The 16,771-nt window shown below is 67.4% G+C and carries 11 protein-coding genes; 4 read left to right on the top strand and 7 right to left on the bottom strand.

All coding sequences use genetic code 11. The features are described 5' to 3' along the window. Positions 1–57 precede the first annotated feature (57 nt). Both MLE64_RS06020 and MLE64_RS06015 read right to left on the bottom strand, forming a co-directional pair. On the bottom strand, positions 58–1,059 hold the full coding sequence (locus MLE64_RS06020) for a sensor domain-containing diguanylate cyclase (protein ID WP_243316878.1): 1,002 nt from the start codon (positions 1,057–1,059) through the stop codon (positions 58–60). A gap of 71 nt (positions 1,060–1,130) precedes the next feature. Continuing rightward, positions 1,131–1,673: a NifU family protein gene (locus MLE64_RS06015; RefSeq protein ID WP_243288689.1), complete on the bottom strand. Its 543-nt coding sequence runs from the start codon at positions 1,671–1,673 to the stop codon at positions 1,131–1,133. Between the two features lie 71 nt (positions 1,674–1,744). Here MLE64_RS06015 and MLE64_RS06010 point away from each other — a divergent pair, with 71 nt between their 5' ends. The 3 genes from MLE64_RS06010 to MLE64_RS06000 all read left to right on the top strand — a co-directional run bounded on the left by MLE64_RS06010 (position 1,745) and on the right by MLE64_RS06000 (position 4,868). Then, a complete protein-coding gene (locus MLE64_RS06010; protein WP_243316877.1) occupies positions 1,745–2,413 on the top strand; it encodes a Dph6-related ATP pyrophosphatase in 669 nt (222 codons plus the stop codon). After that, positions 2,410–3,909: an SDR family oxidoreductase gene (locus MLE64_RS06005; protein WP_243316876.1), complete on the top strand. Its 1,500-nt coding sequence runs from the start codon at positions 2,410–2,412 to the stop codon at positions 3,907–3,909. The genes MLE64_RS06010 and MLE64_RS06005 overlap by 4 nt, the downstream gene beginning before the upstream one ends. A gap of 206 nt (positions 3,910–4,115) precedes the next feature. Next, positions 4,116–4,868, top strand: coding sequence for an inositol monophosphatase family protein (locus MLE64_RS06000; RefSeq protein ID WP_243316875.1), 753 nt, complete (start codon positions 4,116–4,118; stop codon positions 4,866–4,868). Here MLE64_RS06000 and MLE64_RS05995 read toward each other — a convergent pair. Together MLE64_RS05995 and MLE64_RS05990 are read right to left on the bottom strand one after the other, a co-directional pair. Beyond that, positions 4,865–7,441 (bottom strand): serine/threonine-protein kinase, encoded by a 2,577-nt coding sequence (locus MLE64_RS05995; RefSeq protein WP_243316874.1) that lies wholly within the window; start codon positions 7,439–7,441, stop codon positions 4,865–4,867. The two genes, MLE64_RS06000 and MLE64_RS05995, sit on opposite strands and share 4 nt — an antisense overlap. A 9-nt stretch (positions 7,442–7,450) precedes the next feature. Further along, entirely contained in the window at positions 7,451–10,357 is a 2,907-nt protein-coding gene (locus MLE64_RS05990; protein WP_243316873.1) for a TonB-dependent receptor, read from the bottom strand. Positions 10,358–10,594: 237 nt separating this feature from the next. On the opposite strand from MLE64_RS05990, the gene MLE64_RS05985 reads away from it, so the two are divergent. After that, positions 10,595–11,023, top strand: coding sequence for an FIG domain-containing protein (locus tag MLE64_RS05985; protein ID WP_243316872.1), 429 nt, complete (start codon positions 10,595–10,597; stop codon positions 11,021–11,023). 119 nt (positions 11,024–11,142) lie between these two features. Here the strand turns inward: MLE64_RS05985 and MLE64_RS05980 are convergent, their stop codons facing one another. The 3 genes from MLE64_RS05980 to MLE64_RS05970 all read right to left on the bottom strand — a co-directional run bounded on the left by MLE64_RS05980 (position 11,143) and on the right by MLE64_RS05970 (position 16,752). Then, positions 11,143–13,188 (bottom strand): OPT family oligopeptide transporter, encoded by a 2,046-nt coding sequence (locus tag MLE64_RS05980; RefSeq protein WP_243316871.1) that lies wholly within the window; start codon positions 13,186–13,188, stop codon positions 11,143–11,145. An 18-nt stretch (positions 13,189–13,206) separates the two neighbouring features. After that, positions 13,207–14,985 carry a M1 family metallopeptidase gene (locus MLE64_RS05975; protein WP_243316870.1) on the bottom strand — a complete coding sequence of 593 codons (1,779 nt, stop codon included), beginning with the start codon at positions 14,983–14,985 and terminating at the stop codon, positions 13,207–13,209. 117 nt (positions 14,986–15,102) lie between these two features. After that, a complete protein-coding gene (locus MLE64_RS05970; RefSeq protein WP_243295967.1) occupies positions 15,103–16,752 on the bottom strand; it encodes a dipeptidase in 1,650 nt (549 codons plus the stop codon). Between the last annotated feature and the right edge of the window lie 19 nt (positions 16,753–16,771).

Genomic DNA, 16,771 nt, shown 5'->3' with positions numbered 1-16,771 from the left:
CCAGAGCTTTTCATCTTCCCATGGACCTGCCTGACGGGCCAGCGCGCGTGTCGCCGTTCATCCCCGGCGATGGCTCCAGATCAGGCTCGTACCTTCGCGATTGGCTTCAGTGAAGGCTTTGCCGACGCGCGTCAAAGCCGACTTCAAGGTCATGTCGTCATCCCCGGGGAACCACAGCGTCGCCCCGGTGGGATGCTCGCCCACGATTCCGCGAAGCCGCGTGAGCAGGACCTCCGCGCCCTCCTCGCTGGTGTGGGGCATGATCAGCAGGTACTGGTCCGCCGACAGCTCGATGAGCAGATCCTCGCCCCGCAGATGGGCGGCGGCGGCGGCCAGGCGGCCGCGGGTGCCCGTCACCAGGGGCTGGGACCAGAGGGCGAGGGCGATGGGCTCCTTGCGGCGGCGGGCCATGAACAGCGAGGCGCGCAGCCAGATGTCGAGGTAGCGGCGGTTGGGCAGGCCGGAGCGGGCGCTCTGGAGGGCGCTGTCCTCCACGATGGCGCCGCTGAGCTCCAGCGCGTCCAGGGCTCCCCGGAGCTCCTGCTTCATGCTCTCGGATTCGAGAGTGCGCGCCATGAGGTGCCCCATGGCGCGGATCAGCTCGGTCTCGCCGCGGTCGAAGGTCCTGGGGGCGTGGCACTGGACGCACAGGGTGCCCACCACGTTGTCGCCTTCCTTCAGGGCCACGCCGGAGTAGGCGCGGATGCCGAGTTCCAGGTAGCCAGGGCTCTTGCGCCAGCGCGGTTCCAGCGAGGCGTCCCGGATGGTGAGCGGGCGGTCCGGGTGGGCCATCACCCACGGACAGTAGCCCTTCTCGGGGGCCTCGAAGATGCCGTTCATGCCGGCGCCGTCCGCCACCGCCCACCAGAACACCTCGTAGCCCAGCCCCGTGATCCGGGTGAGCAGGGCGCGGTCCACGTTGAGGCGGTCCACCAGCAGGGCGAGGCCATGCTCGAAGAGCCGGGCCGGGTCCTCCCGGCTGGCGTTGAGCAGGTCCGCCAGCGCGGCAAGATGGTTCCCCTTGGCACTGCGACGCTTGACCGCCTTCCCAGGGCTCACGCATGTCTCCAGTCGGTACCCTTAGAGTGCCGGGCTTTTACCGCAGTGCAAGGGGTCAGATTGGAAAGAATCTACCAGCTCACGACGCGAAGGCTGGGGCTGATCTCCTCCTGCAACAGCCCCTCGATGTAGCGCAGGGTGCCGCTGGTGGAGGAGGGGCAAGAGCCGCAGGCGCCGTGGTAGCTGATCTGGAGGGTCTGGCCGTCGAAGGAGATCACCTCCAGGCCGCCGCCGTCGCCCGCCAGGCCGGGCCGGATGCGGGAGTCCAGCAGCTGGTTGATGCGCTCCAGCGTCGCGTCCGCGTCGCCGCCCGGCGTCAGCGCCACATCGCCGGTGTCGTTCTCGGGCAGCTTCAGGTCCTCGATGGATTCGCAGATGGGGTCGATGAGATCGGTCCACTCGGCCGAGGGATCCTTGTTCACGGTGACGAAGCGGTCCATGTAGAACACGGAGGTCACCTTGCCCAGGGCGAAGAGCGCCGAGCCCAGCGGATCACCCACCGCAGCCCCGAAATCCTTGAAGGACCGGGAACCGGCCTTGAGAATGGCCGGGTGCACCAGGAACTTCAGGGCATCGGGATTGGGCGTGGGTTCGATGTTGATGACCTTGGGCATGGAAGGCTCCCAGGAAAGTTTACCAAATTCGTCAGGATTTGCGAGGACCCATACTTGGACCCGGAGATCCCATGACACGGACGAAGGTCCTCCTGAGCTGGTCCAGCGGCAAGGACGCCGCCTGGGCCCTGCACGCCCTCCGGCAGGTCGGGGAGGTGGAGGTGGTGGGCCTCCTCACCACCACCAACGAGGCCTTCGGGCGGGTGGCCATGCACGCGGTGCGGGAATCCCTGCTGGAGGCCCAGGCCGAGGCCGTCGGCTTGCCCCTCTGGAAGGTGCCGCTGCCCTGGCCCTGTCCCAACGAGGCCTACGAGGCCCGGATGGCCGAGGCCTGCGCCAGCGCGGTGGCCGAAGGCATCAGGGCCATGGCCTTCGGGGACCTGTTCCTGGAGGATGTGCGGGACTACCGCATCCAGAAGCTGGCAGGCACGGGCCTGGCGCCCCTGTTCCCCATCTGGGATCCGGATACGGCGGGGCTTTCCCGCGCCATGGTGGCTGCGGGCCTGAAGGCCACCCTGACCTGCGTGGATCCCCGGGCGCTGGACGCGGCCTTCGCAGGCCGGGCCTTCGACGCCGGGCTGCTGGCGGACCTGCCGGTCGGGGTGGATCCCTGCGGCGAGCGGGGCGAGTTCCACACCTTCGCTTGGGACGGCCCGATGTTCAGCCATCCGGTGGCGGTCCAGAACGGTGAAGTGGTCGAACGGGATGGCTTCATCTTCGCGGACCTGGTGCCCGCATGACCTCGCCGCAGCCCACGGGCGCGAGCCTGATGGACCCCGGCCGGCCGCTGATCCTCGTCACCGGCGCCACGGGCTACATCGGCGGACGCCTGGTGCCCCGCCTCCTCGCCGCCGGCCACCACGTGCGCTGCCTGGCCCGCAACCCCGACCGGCTGGCGGGCCGACTCTGGCCGGGGGTGCAGACGGTGAAGGGGGACGTGAGCGATCCGGCCTCTCTGGCGGTGGCTCTGGAGGGTGTGTCCCAGGCCTACTACCTGGTCCATGCCATGAGCGAGGACCGGCCGGACTTCCGCGACCGGGACCTGGGCCATGCCCTGGTCTTCGCGGCGGCCTGCGCCAAGGCGGGCGTGCAGCGGATCATCTACCTGGGCGGGCTGGGGGATCCCAAGGGCCACCGGAGCGATCACCTCGCCAGCCGGCAGGAGGTGGGGGCGGCCCTCGGTTCCACGGGCGTGCCGGTGCTGGAGTTCCGGGCCGCCGTCATCGTGGGCAGCGGCAGCGCCAGCTTCGAGATGATCCGCCACCTGACGGAGCGGCTGCCCATCATGATCACGCCGCGCTGGGTCAACACCCGTTGCCAGCCCATCGGCGTGCGCAACGTGCTGGGCTACCTCACCGAGGCCCTGGAGCATCCCGATGTGTCTGGCATCTTCGAGATCGGTGGCCGCGATGTCCTCGACTACCGGCGGATGATGCTGGGCTACGCCGAGGCCCGGGGCCTGCGCCGCTACATCCTGCCCATGCGCGTGCCGCTGCCGATCCTGTCGGCCCTGTGGGTGGACCTGGTCACGCCCATCCCGCTGGTCCTGGCCAAGCCGCTCATCGAAGGCATGACCACCGAGGTGGTGGTGCGCGACCCCCGCGCCCTTGAGGTGTTCAAAGTGCGCCCCATGGCCTACAAGGAGGCCTTGGCCCTGGCCCTGCAGCGCCTGGACGAGGACGCGGTGGAGACCACCTGGGCCACCAGCCTCTCCAGCGAGCAGGAGGAGGAGGTCCTGGGCTCCCATGAGGGCATGTTCCTCGAGCGTCACCACCGGCATGTCAAGGCGCGGCCCCACGTGGTGTTCGAGACCTTCTGCGCGCTGGGCGGCGAGAACGGCTGGCCCGCCGGCAACTGGCTGTGGCAGATCCGCGGTTTCCTGGACCGGCTGTTCCGCGGCATGGGCATGCGCCGGGGGCGGCGGCACCCGCGGCAGCTCCGCGTGGGCGATCCCGTGGACTTCTGGCGCGTCGAGGCCGTCGAGGAGGACCGCCTCCTGCGCCTGCGGTCCGAGATGAAGCTGGACGGCCACGCCTGGCTCCAGTTCACCGTGCGGCCCGAAGGCGAGGGTTCGCGCCTGGAGCAGACCGCCTTCTTCGAGCCCCACGGCGTGCTAGGCCTGATCTACTGGTACTCGGTGCTGCCCTTCCACCTCTTCGTGTTCCCCGGCATGATCCGGGCGCTGAAGAAGCGCGCCGAAGCGGTGAGTGATTTCTACCAGCCTCCAATGAACTAAAGCGCAGGTCACGGAAGGCACGGAAGGACAGTGAGGACACGGAAGGGTTAGTGGTTCCCGGCGTGCGGGCGCTCACGCTCTTCTTCCGTGCCTTCTGGCTTTCTTCCGTAGGTTCCGTGACCAGCAAGGCTTTGGATGGTCATCGGAATCCATAAGATAATCAGGCCGGGATGGTGATCATGTACGACGCGCAACGGGAGGCCTGTATGGCTGCGGCCCAGGCCGGAGGGAAGGTGCTGCTGGGCTATTTCCGGAAGCTCGATCCGGCCACCATCACCGAGAAGACCAAGAACGACGTGGTGAGTGAGGCCGACCGAGCCGCCGAGGCCGCCATCCGCGCCGAGCTGGACTTCCACTTCCCTCAGTACGGCTTCCTCGGCGAGGAGGGCGGAAGCCATGGCAGCGCTGACATCCGCTGGATTGTCGACCCCCTCGACGGCACGCTCAACTTCGTCCAGGGCTTCCCCCACTGGTGTGTGTCCGTGGCCCTGTGGGACGCGGAAGGTCCCGTGGTGGGCTGCGTGCTGGATCCCCTGCGGGACGACTGCTTCCTGGCCGTGCGCGGCATGGGTGCCACCTGGAACGGTAAGCCCATGCGCGTCTCGCAGCAGGCGGGACTGGATGGCGCCTTCCTCGCCACGGGCTTCGCGTTTCAGCTGGGCGAGCGCTGGCCAGCCTTCAATGCCGCCCTGGGCCGCGTGTTCCCCCGGGCCAAGGGCATCCGTCGCGCCGGCAGCGCCGCCCTCGACCTGGCCCACGTGGCCTGCGGCATCTTCGACGGCTACTTCGAGCTGGGCCTCAAGCCCTGGGACCTCGCCGCCGGCGCCCTGCTGGTGCAGGAGGCCGGCGGTGTGATCACCGATTGGGAGGGCGGCCAGGGCTGGTTCGAGACGGGGAATCTGGTGGTGGGGAATCCCGGGGTGCAGCGGGAACTGCAGGCCTGTTTGCACCTGTCCTAGTCAACCGGCTTGATCAGGTCCTCGAAAGGCGGGTACCCGCGGAACTTGCGAAAGGCCGCGTCGTGCGTCAGGACGTAGGTGAGGTTCTGGCCATTCAGAATGGTCTGGCGAAGGAGTTCGACCATCCGCTCCTTCTCCCCGAGTGCAGCCAGGACACAGGCACGTTCGAACGGATGGCCGGGCATCGCTCCGGGCCGCGGTGGAAGCGTGGCCAGCTGCGCTTCCACCGCCCGGGCCTCGGCGGCCTCGCCCAGTTCCGCCAGGAGGATCCCTCGATCGGAGAGTGGATCCGGATTGCCGGGATCCCTTGCCAGCCGGGCGTCCGCCAGGGCCAGCGCCTCCTTCCGCCGCCCGAGCATGCGGAGCATGTGGGTGGTGTGGAACCACAGCTGTGGGTCCTCCGAAGGCGGATGGCGATCCAGGAACCGCGATGCCCAGCGCCGGCCCTCCTCCTCCCGGCCATGGGCATGGAACTCCGAGGCGGCGACGGCCTCAAGGGCACGGGGGGGGCCAGCCAGCCCGCGGCTCGGCTTGACGAGGCCGCCGGCCTGGACCGCCTGCTCCACCTCCGCCGTCCGGCCCATGGCTGCGAGCGCCGAAATTTCCCGTACGCGGAAGAGGATGTTGTCCGGAACCACCGCTATGCCCTTGCGAGCCAGCCGGAGCTCCTCCTCGAACTCTCCCCGCTGGTGCAGGATCCTCCCCATGGGGAGGGCGATCCATCCTGCGAACCAACCCTCCCAGAACATTGACGAATCCATGATCGGCTGGAATTCCCGGAGCGCGCCGCCATCGTGGTGCAGGCGGAGGTAAAGGTTCCCGAGATGGTAGTGGAGCGATTCGAAATCGCCGCAGGCCGCGCGAGCGTCCAGCAGGGCTTTGACGCCTTCCGCAGGCCGGTTCTCGGTTCTCGCCCGGTAGTAGCGCAGGAAGCACTGTTCTGCGAACGTGTAGCCGGAGCTGCGGGGTTCGACCGCATCCAGTACGGCCCTCGCCTCCTCGGCTCGCCCGGGCACAGCGATGTAGGCGAGCAACGTGTCGATGGCGTCGAACCCGTCCGGATCACTTTCCAGGAGCCTACGCAGGCCCGCAATCGTCCCTTCGGGATCGGCATTGAACTGCTCGTAGTACTTCTTCGACTGCAGCCAGGTGTCCAGGCGGGGTGCCCGCCACGTGCCGAACCTGGCTCCACCGTTGTCGCAGAGGGAGATGGCGACCGCTCCGGCCAGGTACTGCCGGAGCTCCTTCAGCGCGGCGGTGGGGTCCTCTGCCGGGGCCTGCCATGGCCCCAAGGAGTAGATGGTCGTGCCTGTCCACGGATCCTCGAGCCGGGCCTGGAACACCAGGTCGCGGCCGCGCCGTGCGTAGCTTCCGGTAGTTACAAGCCGCGCCCGGGTGGCCACCGCCAGACGGTGCGTATCGCGCCCCCCGGGGCTCCCGGCCAACTTCAGGTTCTTCACCTTCTCCAGGTCCTGACGTACCAGGTCCGCGGCCTGCTGGCCCAGATCGTCCAGGGCGGGGTCCCCGGTCCGGTTCTCCAGGGGCAGGACAAGCGCGAGGTGATCGTCCCACCTTGGCGCGGAAGGCACCCAGGGGCGCCACCACAGGAGGAAGCCGAGAGCTGCGGCCAGCGCCACTCCGGCGGCGGCCAGCAGTCCCCTGCGGGGAAGTCGCAGACCAGCCTGGGGTCTGGACGGGAAACGGAGTATCGGCGCGCCCTCCTTGGTCGCCACTGCCGCCAGTGCCTCCGCAAGTTCACCGTCGTTCCTGTAGCGTTCGGTGGGATCCTTCGCCAGGCAGCGCTGGACGATCGTGGTGAGACCCGCCGGGATACCCGGTGCCAGGCTTTCCAGCGGCGCAGGTTTGTCCCGTACGATCGCCGCCAGGGTCTCCGTAATCGAATCGCCGGTGAAGGGACGCATCCCGGCCACCATCTCATAGAGCACCACGCCGAGGCTGAACTGGTCGGTTGCGAACCCCACGGGCTTCCCGGTCGCCTGCTCGGGGCTCATGTAGGACGCCGTCCCCACCACCATCCCGGTGCCGGTTCCGAGTGTCGTCACCGAGGTGGACTTATTCTCCACGCCACCGGACTTGGCCAAGCCGAAGTCCAGGATCTTCACCACCCCGCGCCGGGTGAGGAAGAGGTTTTCGGGCTTGATGTCGCGGTGGATGATCCCCCGCTCGTGCGCTGCCGCAAGCCCTTCAGCGATCTGCGCTCCCAGCTCTGCAATGCGTCCCGCCGTCAACGGACCCTGTTTCATCAACTCCCGCAGGGTGAGCCCCTCGAGCAGTTCCATGACCAGGAAGGGGGAGCCCTCGTGGGTGCCGAGTTCATAGATCGTGAGGATGTTCGGGTGGTTCAGCGCGCTCGCCGCGCGGGCCTCATGCTCGAAGCGTCGAAGCCGCTCGGCGCTCTCGGCGAAGGCCGCCGGGAGGACCTTGATCGCCACCTCCCGCCCAAGCTTCGGATCATGGGCGCGGTACACCTCGCCCATCCCGCCCTTGCCCAGCAACTCGAGCACGCGATACGGGCCGAGGAACGTGCCTGTGGAAAGGTTTTGAGCAGACATCTTCCCCTCTCAGAAGCTCAGGGACAGGGCCCAGCGCAGATTGCGGCCAGGGAGCCAGGCCCAGGGCTGGCGCCAGGTGGGGTTGCCTTCCGGGTAGGGGTACTTCCCCCAGGCCTTGTTCTCGTCCACGCCGGTGACCGTCTGCCGATTGAACAGGTTGAACACGTCCAGGGAAGGCGTGACCTTGACCCGGCCGAAGCGCATCTCGTAGCGCAGGCTGAGGTCGCATACCACCTGGGTGGGCATGCGGCCGTGGTTGCCGTACCTGCCGTCGATGGGGTGCGCCGGTCCGTAGTCGCCGAAGTCGTTGGTGCCATCCCAGTCGGTGCTGGGGATGCCGCTCACCAGCCGGGAAAAGGTGCCGACCGTGAGGGTGTGGCCAAAGAGCGGAAGGCTCTTGGTGGCGAGCAGCTTCAGGCTGTGGGTGTGATCGAGGGGCAGGAGGCCCACTCCCACATAGGGCCAGTAGTCGTAGGTGAAGGACAAGTTGGCGTTGGCCTGGAACTGCACGGCCAAGCCCTCGTAGGAGCCTTCGAAGCGGCTGAGGGTGTAACTGAGCTCGAGGCTGTAGTCGGGGCCGTGCTTGGCCAGGGTGAGGTCGATGGCCCGGTAGAGGTTGTAGGCCGTGGGGAAGACGTCGTTCACCCACACGTTGAGCGCGCCAGGGTCACTGTGCAGGGCACTGTTCCGCCAGCGCACGGTGGCTCCGGCCTTGGGATTCCAGAGGATCGAGAAACCTTCACCGTCGATGGGATGGCCGTCCCTGTCGGTTGGCACCGAGTCCTCGATGACGTTGGTCAGCTTGCGCCAGCGGCCGTGGATACCGGCGAGCCAGCCGCTGGCGAAGAGGTGGTCGTAGCCGAGGGTGTACTCATCGCGCCGCGGGAGCTGGATGCCTTCGGCGATGGGCGACCTTGTCCCCCAGAATGCGGAGTTATCGTAGGTTGAGTGCGGGTCGAGTCCGGGGATGCCGTCGGGAACCCCGGTGATGGACCAAGCGCGGGTGGAGAGGTCGTAGCTGGCGCTGGCGGGGCTGTAGTTCTCCCAGCGGCTGAAGTACCCTCCGCCCCTGGTCATCACCGGGTTGAGGGGGATCTGCTCGTAGAATCGGCCGTAGCTCCCACTCAGCTTGCGGCGGCCATCGCCCATGAGGTCCCAGGTGAAGCCGAGGCGCGGCTGGGTGACATCCTTGGCCCTGGTGAACTTGAGGAAGGTCGCGCCCTGGTTGTCCCGCTGCTCCTGGCCCTCGTAGCGGAGGCCGTACATCAGCCGCAAACCTGGCCGGACCTCCCAGGTGTCCTGGGCGTACAGGGCCGAGTAGTCGCCGGATGCATGTGAATCCTGCGAGAAGAAGGAGCGCCTCAGGCCGCGGAACTGGTAGCGGTTGGGCCCTGAGTTGAATTGGTAGATGGTGATGGCATAGCCGCCGGTGGTTCGACCCTGGAGAGTCCACTCCGGCAGGATCCGGCTGATTCCGAACTTCAGAATGTGGTTGCCGGTGAGCCAGCTGAAATCGGCGCGCAGCTGGCGCGTGGTGATGACGCTCTCCGGGGTATACGTCCCTGGTCCGCCGTACGGGAAGACGTCGCCGGGAAGGGTTGACGCCGGTAGGGAATTTGATCCCCAGGGCCCCAGCGGGCTGAAGTACATCTGGTCGTTCACGCGGACCTCTGAGCCGTCCGTCGGGGTTCGGTCCGATTTGAATTGGGAGCGTCCGGCCTTGACGGCCAGCATCATGGACGGACTGATGATCCAGTCCCAGTTGAGGCTCAGGTTCCGGGTGCGGTCGTGGACTGCGGCACCGAGTTGAGCCGTGCCGTTGGGTGAGGGATAACGGTTGTCTTGGCTCTGATCACGGTTTCGGTCCTGAAGCGCGAAGGTCAGCTGGTGTTCCGGATGTGGGAACCAGTTCAGCTTGCCGTACAGATTGCGAGTGTCATCCTTCGCTGGATCGGACCGGAGGCCCTGGTTGTTGGGGGTCACTGAGGCCGGATCGGGCTCCACCCGGTTGAAGTTCCCGCCGAGGAAGTAAAACAGCCGATTCTCCTGCAGGGGCCCGCCGACGGTGAAGGTGGTGTCCCAAGTCCGCTGCGGGTCGTTGGGTTTCAGCTGGCCTGCGGCCGGGTTGTACTTCGCGCGCGCCTGCAGCTTCGGCAGGGTCGAGGTGTAAGTCAGGGAGCCGGCGAACGTGTTGGTGCCCTGCTTGGTGACGGCCACCACGACACCGCCGAGCGCCGAATATTCCGGGGCGAAGCCGCCGGTCTGAACCTCCACCTGCTTGACCCATTCCTTGGGCAATGCAGCACCCTGAAAGCCGGTGCGGAAGTCGTTGGTCACCAGGCCGTCGAGCAGGTAGAGGTTTTCCAGGGAAGACGCGCCGCTCACCGAAGGGTTGCCATTCCAGTTGGTGGTGCCGGTGCTCGTGAAGCCCGAATCCTCCACCCCGGGCCCGAGCAGGAGCAGGTCGCTCAAGCCCCGGCCAGTGGGCAACCGCTCAAGGTCGGGGGCGGTCAAGCTGGAGCCCTGGGTGTTCGTGCTCAAGTCCACCTGCAGGGCCTCGGCCACAACCTCGACCCGCGCCTGTCCCAACGGTGCCATCTTGACTTTTACAGGGTGGACATTGTTGGTGGTGACGGTAAGGGGCAGGGAGAGGGTGGTGTAGCCCGCCAGCGTGAACTCCAGGATCCAGTCGCCGGGATTGAGCAGGGCGAGATGGAACCCGCCCTCCCGGTCCGAGGCGGTCGTTCGCTGGATTTGCGGTGAGGTCGCGCGAATCCTGGCGCCCGTCAGGGGTGTACCTCCGGTGTCACACACCAAACCGGTGACTGCCCCAGTGGTGGAGGTCTGCCCCCGCAGTGCAGGTCCGGCGACCAGCAGGAGGAAAATAAGGTAGCTGACGAACCGGGGGGGCAACATGCTGCATCCCTTGGTGCTTCGCGAGCCAAATCAGATGAGTGGGGTGGATTAAGCAGATAGATAATCTGGCGATGGGTCGTCTTTTTCAAGGGAAAAGATGCCCTCGTCGTGAATGCTTCCACCCTGGCCATCAATCCTACGGTTCACCCATGCGACTTCAGCTCTTCCATCAGTTCCACCCTCTGGTTGAGATGAAGCTTCAGCCGAGCCCGGCTCACGTCCTCAGGATTCCTACTGGTGCGTCTCCGTGGCCCTATGGGACGCGGAGGGCCTCGTAGTGGGCTGCGTGCTGGATTCCTGCGCGCCGACACCTTCCTGGCCATGCAGGGCATGGTCGCCACCTGGAACGGCAAGCCCATGCGCGTGTCGCAGCAGGAAGGCCTGGACGGGGCCTTCCTGGCCACGGGGTTTGCGTTCCAGCTGGGCGAGCGCTGGCCGGTCTTCAATGCCGCCCTCGGCCGCGTGTTCCCCAGGGCCAAGGGCATCCGCCGCGCCGGCAGCGCCGCCCTGCTGGTGCGGGAGGCCGGCAGGGGTCATCACAGACTGGCAGGGCGGGCAGAGATGGTTCGAGAGCGGGGATCTGGCGGTGGGCACCCGGGGCGTACAGGCGGTGCTGCTCGACTGCGTGAAGGCTTGAAAAGACCAGAACGAACGAACGGAATTTAAAAAGCGGAGGAGAGCGGAGGGGCGAAGGAAAGCGGAGATGCTGGATTCGTCATTCCCTCCGCTTTCCTCCGCTTCTCTGCTTTCCTCCGCTTATCAGATTCCTTTTTACTGGCGATCGGCTACGCCTCGCCCTTCGCTCGCCGGCTGTAGACGACGACGTAGAGGCACAGGGCCACGAGGGCCGCGAGGCCGAGCCACTCGCCCAGGGCGCCTTCGGCCTGGTGGGTCGTGAGGAGGGGGAAGCCCTCGGTCCACTTGAGCTTCACGAAGCTGGCTACCACGCCCATGATGGCGCCGCCGGCCATGAGGCCGCTGGCGATGAGGACGCCGCGGTTCTCGCGGGCCTTGGCGTCGGCCTCGCTGGTGCCGGGCTTGGGCCGGTTCACCAGGTGGGCCAGGATGCCGCCCAGGAAGAGGGGCGTGTTCAGCTCGATGGGCAGGTACATGCCCAGCGCGAAGCCCAGGGCGGGAAGCTCCACCATGCGCAGCACGAGGGAGAGCATGATGCCCAGGCCGAAGCAGTACCAGCGCAGGGGCATGGCCGTGCTGCCGAAGATGCCCTCGAGGATGGCCTTCATGGCGCTGGCCTGGGGCGCGGGGATGGAGGTGCCCAGGGCCATGGTGCCATCCAGGTTCACCTGCTTGGCCATGAGCCACATGGCGATGCCCGTAAAGAGGGCCGCCACGAAGGTGCCCACGAACTTCCAGCCGATCTGGCGCGCGGGCGTGGCCCCGATCCAGTGGCCGATCTTGAGGTCCGTGCTGAAGGCGCCGGAGGCCGCCAGGGCCGTGCACACGATGCCGCCCACCATCATGGTGAGGAACATGCCGTAGCCGCCGGTGAAGTTCAGCCTCAGCATCAGCACGCCGGTGATGACCAGGGTCAGCATGGTCATGCCGCTGATGGGGTTGGTGCCGATGGTGGCGATGGCGCGGGCCGCCACGGGCGCGAAGAAGAAGGAGATGACCATCACCACGAGGGTGGCGATGAGGGCGGGCACCAGGGCCTGCTTGATGCCGAGACCGAAGCTGAGGAAGGCCATCGTGCCCACCATGCTGGTGACGAGGCCCACGGCGATCATGGAGCCCGCCAGGCTGCGCTCCGTGCGGATGGCGGCCTTGGGGGACTCGGCCGCCGCGTCGCGGTCCATGAGGGCCTTCATGTTGCTGATGATGCTGCGGATCATGTTGGGCATGGAGGCCAACACGCCCATGACGCCCGCGCCCGCGATGGCGCCCACGCCGATGATGCGCACGTAGGCGAAGAAGACCTGCTCCGGCGTCATGTCGGCGATGAGCTTCGAGCCCGGCGCCACGACCAGCGGCACGTGCTGGCCGATGGCGTGGAAGAGGGGCACCAGCACGAACATGCTGAAGAAGGAGCCTGCGGCGATGACGGCGGAGTAGCGCAGGCCGATGATGTAGCCGATGCCGAGCGTGGCCGCGCTGTTCAGGAAGTTGAAGCTCATGAACTTCTCACGGAGCGCCTTGCCCACCCAGACGTGCTCGAGGCGGATGTATTCGCCCATGCCGCGGAAGATCGAGGTGATGCCGTCATACAAAGCGCCGATGCCGGCGGCAATGGCCAGCTCCTTGGCCTGGTTGCCGGCCTTCTCGCCCGTCACGAGGATCTCGGCGGTGGCGGTGGCCTCGGGCCAGGGGAAGATGCCGTGGTTCTCCACCATGAAGTGGTGGCGCAGGGGCACCAGGAACAAGATGCCGATGCAGCCGCCCAGGAAGCTCACCAGCACCACCTGCCACAGCGTGGGCGTGGGCACACCGCTGCCGGGCGTCTGGGCCAGGATGTAGAGGGCCGGGATGGTGAAGGCGGCGCCACTCACCACGTGGCTGCTGTTGGCACCGATGCTCTGGACGATGACGTTCTCGAGGATCGTGTTCTTACGGGGGAAGAAGCGAGAGAGGCCCACGGCCAGAATGGCGATGGGGATGGCCGCCTCGATGCCCTGGCCCAGCTTCAGGGCCAGGTAGGCGGCGGCCATGCTGAAGATGGCGCAGAAGATGAGGCCCATGGTGATGGCGCGGGGCGTGGTCTCGGGCACGCCATCCTGGGGCACCAGCGGCACGTAGGCCTCGCCGGGACTCAGTGCCCGCCGCGCATTGGCAGGCAGGCCCTTGATCTCCTGGGGTTCGGATCCGTGGGACATCGGGGACTCCTGGGCCGATTAGGCGGGATAGGCTTCGAGGACGGACGCCACCACGCGGCGCGACAGGCCGTGGTAGCCGGGGCTGGCGGCGGCGAAGATCTCGCGGGCCAGGGCGCGGGTGCGGGCATGCTGCCCCAGGGCGCCGTAGAGCGGCCGAAGGTACTTCATGCGCCCCACGCGGACCAGCACCTCGCGGATGCGCGGGAAGGCCGCCTCGTAGTCGGCGGCGGCGGTCAGGGTCAGCCACTCCACGAGGATCTCGTGGTTGCCGCGGTCCATCAGCTTGAGGTGCGTGTCCAGCCAGGCGCAGTCGGTTTGGGTGAGCTGGCGGGGCAGCTTCTGGAGGTAGACCAGCAGTTCCGAAGGCGTCCAGGCCGCGATCTGGGCCTCGGCGGGCCGCTGGCCCGCGACCCAGCCATCCGCCAGGGCCGTGAGGCCGTCCAGCTGGGTGCTGCGGAACTGGGGCGCCGTGGCCGGCATCCCGGGCTCGTCCAGGTAGGCCTTGGCGTTCACGGCCGCCAGGGCGCCGGGCAGCTGCTCGTCCACGAAGGCGCAGAACTGCTCCGTGGTGATGGAGGTGAAGCGGAAGGCATCCATGTAGTCGCGGAGGAAGCGGCCGAAGGTGGCCTCTCCCACCTGCCGCTCCAGGGCCGCCACCAGCCTTGCGCCCTTCTCGTAGGGGATGCTGGAGAAGGCGTCGTCGGGATCGATGCCCTCGAGGTGCATGCGCAGCACCGTGAGGTGGGGCTCCTTCTTGAAACGCTCCAGGCTGTCTTCCAGGGCCTTCTGGCCGGTGGCCCAGCCCAGGGCCGCGGCGTCGTCGCCGTGGAGGGTGCGCAGGATCTTGCGCTCGGCCCACACGGTGAAGCCCTCGTTCAGCCAGAAGTGCTCCATGCTGGCGTTGGTGACGAGGTTGCCGGTCCAGCTGTGGGCCAGCTCGTGGGCCACCACGTCCACCAGGCTGCGGTCCCCCGCCAGCAGGGTGGGCGTGAGGAAGGTCATGCGCGGATTCTCCATGCCGCCGTAGGGGAAGGAGGGCGGCAGCACGAGCATGTCGTATCGGTCCCAGGGGTAGGCTCCGAAGAGGCCCTCGGCCTTGACGATCATCTCCTCCACCCCGGCGAACTCCCAGGCGGCGGCGGCCACCGTCTCCGGCTCCGCCCACACGCGGCTGCGGGGGCTCAGGTCGCGGGATTCCAGGCGCCCCACGGCCAGGGCCAGCAGGTAGCTGGGGATGGGCTGGGGCATGGTGAAGCGGAAGATGTGGCGGCCATCGCCGGTGGCCTCATCACCGTCCGGGCCCGCGGACATCACCGCGGTGAGGCCCTCGGGCACGGTGACCTCGGCCTGGTAGGACACCCGGGCGATGGGCGTGTCCTGGCAGGGCACCATGGTGCGGGCGTGGATCTGCTGGCACTGGCTGAAGAGGTAGGGGGCCACTTTGCCCTCGGTCTGCTCCGGGTCCAGCCACTGGAGGGCCATGGCGTCCGGGGCCGTCCGGTAGCGGACCGTCACTTCCCGGGTGCCGTCGGGCGCGGTCACCCGCAGGCGGCTGCCCAGGATGGGATCGGCCTCGCCCAGTTCCCAGGGGAGGGACCCCTTGCCCGGCGCATCCACGGCGAGGATCTCCAGCCCCTTGGTGTCCAGGTCCAGCGGGCCCGACACTGGGTCGCCGAACTCCAGGGCCACCTCTCCAGCGATGCGCTTGGCGGCGAAGTCCACCCCCAGCTTCAGGCGAAGCCGCCGGGCCTTCGGTTGGGCTGCATCGTAGTAGGAATGCGGATCAGGGCGGTGCATGAAAACCTCGGGGAACCCGCCATCATCCCACAGGGCCCTGAACGGCAGACATCACAACTAGGAAGGCCCCGCGAGCGGGGCCTTCCATCTGAAAACCGCAGGTTTTCAGCCCGGGGTTCACTCCTCGTCTGGAGCGAGCCCCTCCACCTTCTGCATCTTGATGACGTCGCCGTGGTCCTTGACGATGCAGCGCAGCCAGTCCTCGGGAGCCTTGGGATGGGTGACCTCGCCCTTCCCGTTGCGGACGTTGCCATCCAGGTACTTCCAGATGAGGGATTCGCCCAGCTTCTTCCACCGGCCCATGAGCTCCTCGGACTGAATGGCGGCGCGCTGGGTGAGGTAGGCCTGGGCCTGGGCGGGATCCTGCTTGTAGAGTTCCAGAGCCTTGCGGTCCACCTCGGCCTGGTCGGCCAGGTAGCGGCCTTCGAGCTCCTGCTGCACCTTCTGGACATCCACGATCATGTCGCTCCAGCGGGTGTAGGTGTAGTTGCTGACGAAGTTGAAGGTCCAGAACGCGCTGTCCCAGCTGAAGGAATCGAAGTTGCCCGTGCCGATGGCGAAGGCCTTGGGCGGGGCCGTGATGGCGCAGGAGATGGGCTGGTAGACCGTGGTGTAGGTGTCGTCCACGCCGAACCACAGCACGCCGCCCACGGGACCGGGCATCCAACCGCGGGCCTGGCTCACGAAGGAGAAGCCGGTCTGCTGGGTGCTGATGGCGCGCTCGTGGAGGTACTCCTGGCCGTCCACCTTCCAGGTCATGGGCCGCCAGCGGTAGGGCAGCTTGTAGGGGCCGGCACCCACGTCCTTGGTCATGTCGAACTCGGTGCCCTCGAAGTGGTCGCGCATGAGCTGCATGACGTCATGCACGCCCAGCTTCTGATCGGGCTTGATGAAGAGCGGCATGGGCTTGGCGCCCTTCACCGCCTTCACGTAGTCGATGGAGAGGTTCTGGCTGGGCGCGGCGCGGCGGAACAGGCTCCACACGCGGGCCTCGCAGGCGCGCAGGGCCCCGAAGGTGAGGGGCGCGTAGGTGTCGGCGAAGCTGAAGTCCTTGTCCGCCCCCTTGAAGTAGCCCTTCTCGCGGGCGAAGGGGATGAGGTCCTTGCTGTAGATGGCGGTGCTGGGATCGTTCAGGGGGAACTGGCGGATGCGGGACTGATTGGCGTGGGCGCTGATGGTGCCGTCCGGCAGGTGGTAGGCCACCCACAGGGCGCCCGTCTGGCCCTTGCCCTTGCCGATCATCTCGAGGATCCAGACTTCGTTGGGATCCGCGATGGAGAAGCTCTCGCCCTCGGAGGCGTAGCCGTACTGCTCGGCGAGGGTGGTCATCACCTGGATGGCCTCGCGGGCGGTCTTCGCGCGCTCCAGCCCGATGTAGATGAGGCTGCCGTAGTCGATGATGCCGCTGGGAACCTGCAGCTCCTTGCGCCCGCCGAAAGTGGTCTCCGCGATGGTGACCTGGTGCTCGTTCATGTTGCCGACGCGGGTGTAGGTCACGGGGGCCTCGGGGATGCTGCCCAGCACCTTGCCCGTGTCGAAGGTGAAGCCGCTGTCCCACTCCCGGATCACGCGCACCTCGCCGGGGCTGTGCTTCCCGCCGGGCTTGAAGTAGAGCTCGCCGTAGAGCGTGTGGCTGTCGGCGGCATAGGTGATCATCGTCGACCCATCCTTGGTCGCGCCCTTGGTCACGAGCAGGTTGGTGCAGGCGTCCAGGGCTGCGCCGGCGGTCAGGAGGGTGGCGAGGAGGACGAGGGGGCGGATGCGCATGGAGATCCTTTGGAAGTCG

Origin of the sequence: Geothrix paludis (genome assembly GCF_022808815.1) — a bacterium.
GTDB classification, from domain to species: Bacteria; Acidobacteriota; Holophagae; order Holophagales; family Holophagaceae; genus Geothrix; species Geothrix paludis.
This window is presented reverse-complemented; position numbering and strand designations above follow the sequence as displayed.